This window comes from Cloacibacterium normanense, assembly GCF_002943105.1.
In the GTDB taxonomy this organism is placed as follows: domain Bacteria; phylum Bacteroidota; class Bacteroidia; order Flavobacteriales; family Weeksellaceae; genus Cloacibacterium.
Genome location: NZ_PTPZ01000017.1, coordinates 1 through 3,781 on the forward strand (window position 1 = coordinate 1; position 3,781 = coordinate 3,781).

Below are 3,781 nucleotides of genomic sequence, written 5' to 3' on the forward strand. Positions count from 1 at the left end.
GCAAAGGGAGATTCTGCATTCTACGGATTATCTATAGTTTCACCACAGAGAATTCAATTAGAAATTCCGGGTACTGATATTTATTTGGTGTTAAATCCTGACTTGAAAGATGGGGTTAATGATATTTCTATTTTTCCTATCACTATAGAATATCAATGGAAGGTTTTGGCATATCTGCGTGAGTTTAGTTTGGGTAATTTTTCTTTTTCGCCTCAAGAGATTTTTGAGGTAGCTATGCGTGTTCTTAATGTTACAGAAGAACAAGCTATCGCACATTTTGTAAATACTTTTGTAGAAACTACAGATCAAGACTTATCGCCATTACATAAATTTGTACAAGATCTTAATGCAATAAACTCTACTTGGAATTTGCAAATACCTACAGAAGATACCACTATTACAGATGTAGTAAAAGACATTTTTTCCAAAACGGGTAAATATGCTACATTGGTAGCTTTTGGTGCTTATATTCTTACATCAGACCCTAAAGAAACTTTACAAAAAGTTAAGGATTATTTTCGTGCATTTATTCCACAAGATATAGATGAGTTTATAAAAGAAGTAATAGTTCCTAAATTTAGAGCTACATTACTTTTATCTGCAGGCATAGAATTTCCAAGAAGTATTTTACAGCCCGTAGACCAAGACAGAAATGTTATCAACGCCGATAATAATGGCAACCCAAAAGTAATGCTCACTTTTGGTGAAGCACTTTTCTATGCAGATACTACTAAAGGTTTTGGGTATAATATGGATTTAAGACTTAATACTACCACTCCTGCTATGATTGGTAATACAGGTCTTGTAATAGATATTCATAACCTAAAAATAGATTTAAGCAAAAAAGAAAATATATTAGAAGCAGATTTAGATGGTCGTCCAAAAGATTTTATGGGCGTTTATATGGAAAGAACCGATGTCTTTTTGCCTCCAAAATGGTTTAAAAAGCAAGATGATACCGTATTACAAGATAATCAAACGTTAGGTATTTTCACAGATCATCTCCTAGTAGGAACTGGTGGTGTTTCTGGAACTGTAGGTCTTAAAGCTACATACAAAACAGACTCTTCATATAAAATCGTAGGTTATTTTCAGAATGTATTTACATTAGACTATACTAAATTATATGTAATAAAAGATGTCAAAGAAAATACTCTATTACAAATTAAAAGTTATGATGAACTTATAACGTACGCTAAAACACTTACAAGTCCGTCACAATTAAAATTTCAATTTCCAATAACGCTCACCTACTTATCAGATAATATCACTCAAGTTTTTTATTCAGAAAGTGATTATTACAAATTTTTGAATTCATTAGAGTTTGATGCAGGAAATTACATGTGGTTTAAACTTGGTGCTAATGAAAGTAAACAATGGGATTTAGGATTTAATAAATTTGATATAACATTCCATCAAGGAACAGTGGTTAATTCTAATCTACATGCAGCTTTAAAAATCAAAAAATTTACTGATGAAGAAGGCTTACCAGCAGTAATAACGCTAGATGGAGAGTATCATAGTAAAGATGAATTTAGGCTTTCTGCTAATTTCTTGGCAAAACCACAAAGATTAAATTTATTTAATTCTATCTATTTATACCTGCAAACTGCGGAACTTGGTAGACTTGATAATGATTTTTTCATTGGCGCAGATACCATCATTGATTTTCCTGAAGGGACATTAGCACATAAATTATTTAAAGGTAAATCTATAGACTTACCCGCTATTAGAATATATTCTAATGGTAGATTCGAAATAGTAGGTGGTGTTTCAAAAATTCCTGTAAACTTTGAAATGAACCTTGGTCCTGCCAAAATGAACGTAACATCGTTGCATTTAGGTACAGTACAATTAGAGCATAACGGTAAGATGAGAACCTATAATTTTATAGGTTTTGATGGAGGTATTAATGTAAATCCTGGAGGTTTAGATGTAAAAGGAGATGGAGTAAAATACTATTATACTGTTGATAACGATTTAGGATTAGAATCACATTCATTCTTCCATATTTCTACATTAGAAGTAGAAATCACCATTCCAGGTGGTGCTACAGAAGAAGAGGCAGAAGTATTAATTAAAGGCTCACTTACAATTCCTGATCCCGGTGTATCACCTGAGTATGCTGGTAAAGTAGGACTTAAAATTAAAAAATTGGGAATTAATGGAGAGGTTTCAATGAGATATGCTCCTAAGTATCCTGCATATATGGTTTCTGCAAAAATTGGTCTTAATAAACCAATTCCTTTAGGTCCAATTTCTCTTACTGCATTCAGTGGTCTCATTGGTTATAGATATGTAGCGGAGAAAGAAGCTATTGGTATGTCTTCTAAAGATACTTGGTATGATTATTATCTAGCTCCGCAAAGAGGTATTAATGTAGATAAATTTAGTGGTCCTGAAAGAACAAAGGACTATAATTTACCATTCTCTTTAGGTATTGGCGCAACATTTGAGGCAACAGCTGCTCCTAAATTGGCATCATTAAGAGCAATGGTACTGTTATCTTTGCCGAGTATGTTTGCTGTAGATGCTGGACTTAATATTTTAAGTAAAAGATTAGGGCTTGCAGAAACTGATGAGAGTGAAGCTAATTTCTATGCTTTCGTTATTTTTGGAGATAATTCATTAGAGTTTGGAGCTGGTGCAGATTATAAACTCAATAAAAATGGTTGGTTTATTGAATTGCATGCTGATATGCAAGCAGGTTTCTTCTTTAAAAACCAAAGACCTTGGTATATTAATTTTGGAACTCGTGAAAAACCTGTTTCGGCCCTTCTATTTAAAGATTTCTTGAATTTACGTTCACAAGCATTCTTGATGATTTCTGGCAAAGGAATAGAAGCAGGAGCTAGGGCTGAATTTAAACTTAACCTAGGAAAATATGCAAAAGCATGGGCAATAGTAGAAGTTGGAGGTAAAATTAGTTTAGAAAAACCACAAGTTGGTGGATATCTTTATCTCGAAGGTGGTATTGATGTAAATTTTAGAGTAATAAGAATTACAGCTGTATTATCTACATATTTATCCGTAGAATTGATAAAACCATTTAAAATATTTGCTCAATTAAAATTCACTTTTAGAATAAAATTCTTTTTTACAATTAAAATTAATGTTAAACTTACATTGAAGTGGGAGAAATCTAATGAAGTAGATAGAAAGCCAATCCCAGCAATTACATATATTGATCCAAACCCTTCAGATGATCCTGATTACTATAAGCCTTCTACACACCGAGAAGCTGTTAGGGGTGTTCATATGATTACTCAAGAAGTTTTTGAGATTGATTATATACCAGTAGTAAGTTCAAATTTAAAAACTGAGGAAGAGCAGGTTAGCGATTATTTTGATAATAAGCTTGATGAAATTAAAGTAATTCCTTTAGACACTTATATTGATTTCAAATCAGAAAAAGCGCTATTTCCAAGTAAAAATTTAGATGCTAAAATAGGTGGTCATACCGGAATTGCTACAGATTTCATAGAACTAATTCCGCCAGAAAAAACAGTAAAAGGAGGTCATACTATAAGACAAGTAAAGCATAAATATATCATTGAAGATATTGAGATTAAAGCTTATACAGAAAATGGTTGGATAGATTATCATCCGTTTAAATCTTTATCTCCTAATACTAGTATTGCAGATGTTGATTTAACAAAATTAAAGTTTGGACATTGGCAAAGGAAAAATGAAAGGTATGATTCTATAAGAATCTTAGCGAGTAATCCTTTTTCATTCTTAGAAGGTGCATCATCAGGTTGGTTTATTCCTGAACAATATG

General features: G+C 32.1%; 1 protein-coding gene. It reads left to right on the forward strand.

The genetic code is table 11. The annotated features are described in order from the left end of the window. Window positions 1–3,781 (forward strand): hypothetical protein (locus tag C3729_RS13270; protein WP_165785790.1); only part of this gene is annotated, 3,781 nt, incomplete at both ends.